The organism is Marinomonas spartinae (assembly GCF_016461715.1).
GTDB classification, from domain to species: domain Bacteria; phylum Pseudomonadota; class Gammaproteobacteria; order Pseudomonadales; family Marinomonadaceae; genus Marinomonas; species Marinomonas spartinae_A.
Genome location: NZ_JAEMUI010000048.1, coordinates 1 through 3,626 on the forward strand (window position 1 = coordinate 1; position 3,626 = coordinate 3,626).

Genomic DNA, 3,626 nt, shown 5'->3' on the forward strand with positions numbered 1-3,626 from the left:
GGACGTAATCACGGGGGGGTTGTCGTTTAAATCGTTCACACTAACGGTCACCGCTTTGCTGTCCGTTAGATTGCCAGTACCGTTATCGGTGACAACAACATTGAAGCTGTAGGTGTTTTTCGTCTCATAATCCGCAGCGTTTTTCAGAGTGACTGCGCCCGTACTGGCATTGATATTTAATAACGCGGCATCCGCACCAGTTAGACTGTAAGTTAAGGTATCATTTTCAGCATCCGTCGCCGTCGCCATGTAGATCACGGTGCTGGTCGGCGCATTTTCATTGACACTTCCTGTTGCCCCTGAGGTGATGACGGGAGCATCATTAGTTCCTGTGATAGTCACTGTCACATCTTGCGTGGCTTTTGCGTTAAAGTCGTCTGTAACAATAATACTAAAGACCGCTGTTACGGTTTCCCCTTGTTTCAAAAAGTCGATACTACTTTCTGCTATATTAAAGCTCCAATTGACCGTACCAGTATTGGTATTACTACTGGGTGAGCTAATGCTGAAAGCAGCTTTTAGAGCAGCAATTTGATCAGCTGTTAGAGTTAGGGCCGTTGTCCCATCTTGCGCTTTTGCTGTAATGGATTTATCCGCTTTTGTCGCCGTAGGACGATTGGTCGTATCGGCATCGCTAAACGTCACACTACCATTTTTCGTTAACGCTCCACCCTCTGTTAGGTTGCCAGTTACATCAACAGCGCTAATCACTGGGACAGCGTTATCTTTTAGCGTGATATCATTTCCTGTCCCACCCACATAGCTCGTCTGAAAGCTATGGCTATTAGAGGTTAACGATCCACCTTCCGCGACACCATTTAGCGTTCCTGTAATCGCACTCGAACCTTGATTATCAATCAGTTCAAACGTGTTACCACTATTGGTCACCGAATAAGCGATATCAAAAGCACTGTTCGCCCCCAAGGTAACATTACCTTTAACTGTCACTTGGTCATATTCTGTTTTAGCTGTCGACCCCGTAATATCCGCTTTTAAAGTGCCATTTAATACGAGATTGCCATTAACAGTCAGCCCCCCTGCCCCACTGTTAATACCAGAGACACCCGGCGCAAGAAAGCCACCACTGTTCACCGTTAAAGTATTCGTTGAGTTTGCAGCAAAGATAGAGCCGGAACCCGATAGCATTGCGCCTGAGTTGACAATAACTTCAGATGTATTAGCCAGTGACCCAGTCAATGACAAGGTGCCACCAGAAACAGTTGTGTTCCCTGAATAAGTATTACTGCCTGATAACGTCAGTGTTCCCGATCCAACTTTGCTTAATGCAAGCCCATTCGCAATTTCAGACATGGAACCGGAGAAGTTCGTTGACGTGTTATTTCCGCCAACCGTTAACGTCCCGCCATTGGCAACAATACTTCCTGCACCAGCAATCGATCCTATAGTTTCAGAGGTAGAAGTAGATAATTCAAATGTTGCACCTGCAGCAACCGTTACTGCACTGTTATCGGCAATAGCACTACCGCCAGAGGCAAACACTTCACCTGAAGAAATCGTCGTGTCTCCCGTATAGGTATTCGCTCCCGACAAGGCTAGTGTACCAGCTCCTGTCTTAATCAGCCCTCCCGTACCACTCATTACCCCTGCAAACGAACTACTATTGGTCTGATTAACGGTCAACGTATTGGCACCTAAATCAACACGGGTTCCGCTAACACCACTCAAGTTACCAATCGTCTCGTTGCTGGAAAGGCTTAATTTGCCTGTACCCGTTAATGCCACTGCACTGGTATCTGCCAACGCCATGCCATTACTATTATTGAGTACCAATTCCCCCGCAGAAACGATTGTATTACCGGTATAGGTGTTCTCTCCGGTCAATGTAACAGCACCCGAACCAGACTTAGTAAACGTTCCGGTTCCACTGATTATCTTACTGTAAGTACCCGATGAGTTTTGGTTGAATACGACAGCCGCATTATTGACAATATCGCCTGTTAGGCTTGTTGTCGTACCACTTAGAGTCCCCGCCGATACGGTAGCGGCACCAGACCAAGAATTGCCAGCGCCAGACAAGAGTAAAGTCCCCGCCCCTGCCTTTTCCATCGAACCAGAACCAGAAATGTCACCAGAAATCGTGACATTATTCGCATTCGTAATCGAACCGCCGTTGAATACAAAATTATTGGCTAAAGCAATGGATGAGCCTGTAACCGTTAATCCTTGTGACAGAGTGACAGCGCCACCACCAAGATTGCCACCATCGGCCACCACCACACCACCACTTCCGGAGAGCGTTAAGCCTCCAGAAAACGTATTGTTTCCAGAAAGGGTTAATGCACGCCCTCCAGTATGAGTCAGTGCGCCTGAACCAGAAATAGCACCACTGACAGTCACATCACTGTTAGTAACCGTAATGGTTCCCCCATTTGCACCTAGAGTGATGTCATGTGAGATATCGGACGAATTTTGCAGAATTAACGAACCACCATCTAAGGTAAGCCCCCCCGAGCCGAGGTTGCCATTATCTGAAATAGACAAACTCCCGCCAGTCACATTGGTACTAAAAGAAGAGTTACTATTTATAGCGCTAGATAAGGTAAGACGGCCGTCCCCCATTTTGGTAAGACTTTGACCATTACCTGTTATGGTACTTGCAATAGTTAACGAATCACCAACACCATTAGTAACAATCGCGCTTCCTTGAAGATTCAATGTGCCATTGGATATTGTCAAACCATTCATCAAGTCAGTATCGAGTATCACACCAGATACCAGCTCGATCGTCTGACCATTCATATCTACGAAGTCAGAGGCTAGATTAAACGACACAGTCTGATTTGCCGACGCATAATGCATGGCCTCTATCAGCGACAACCCACCGCCATCAGTGAGGTCAGTGGCATAATCAGAAAAAGTGGCATTATCATTCTTGTTATCGCCTGTCGTCACCGTCAGAGAATTAATAACATCATATTTTGCATCATTACTACCTGTGGGCGTGGTATTGGTTATCGCGTTACCGACAATATCTTGAATATTTTGAGTGCCAGAAAAACCAAGAGAGACGGTGCCATTGAGATCCGCTAAATCCCCGCCCGATACCGTAATATTATAGACATTGCTGCTACCCACTTGAGAAACACTCGTCACACTTGCTGTTGTCCCTGATACGGAAAAATCACTAGCATCTAAGTTAGAAACCGCTTCTGAAAAGGCCACTTGATAAACCAGCGAGTCCGCATTAGTAGAAGAACCAGTGGGTGTTTGGCGAGTAATCGAAGTAATAGTCGGTGCTGTCGTATCAAGTACGTAATTTTGGCTATAAATAGAACCGTCATTACCTGCTGTGTCAGTCACCTTGACTTTCAAGGTATTGGATCCCGCCGCTAGCGTTTGTCCAGCTAAAGACCACGTATTCGATCCCACGGACGTCGTCGCCACTGTCCAGCTCGCCCCATTATCAAGGGACACGTAAACGCTCTCTCCCGATGACAAGTTCGCTGATAAGGTGCCACTGACCGTCTGCTCAGCCGTCTTGGTGATAATGGAGCCACCGTTAACCGCACTGTCAGCGGAAAACGCCGCTGAGGCAATTGTCTTTGTTGGTGCACTTGTATCCAGCACATACGCTTGGTTATAAACTGCTCCGTCGTTACCAGCAG

The 3,626-nt window shown here is 46.7% G+C and carries 1 protein-coding gene; it reads right to left on the minus strand.

Features of this window, described 5'->3' with window-relative positions; all coding sequences use genetic code 11:
- The coding region (locus JHD45_RS22110; protein WP_199478763.1) for a beta strand repeat-containing protein at positions 1–3,626 on the minus strand (3,626 nt) is incomplete at both ends.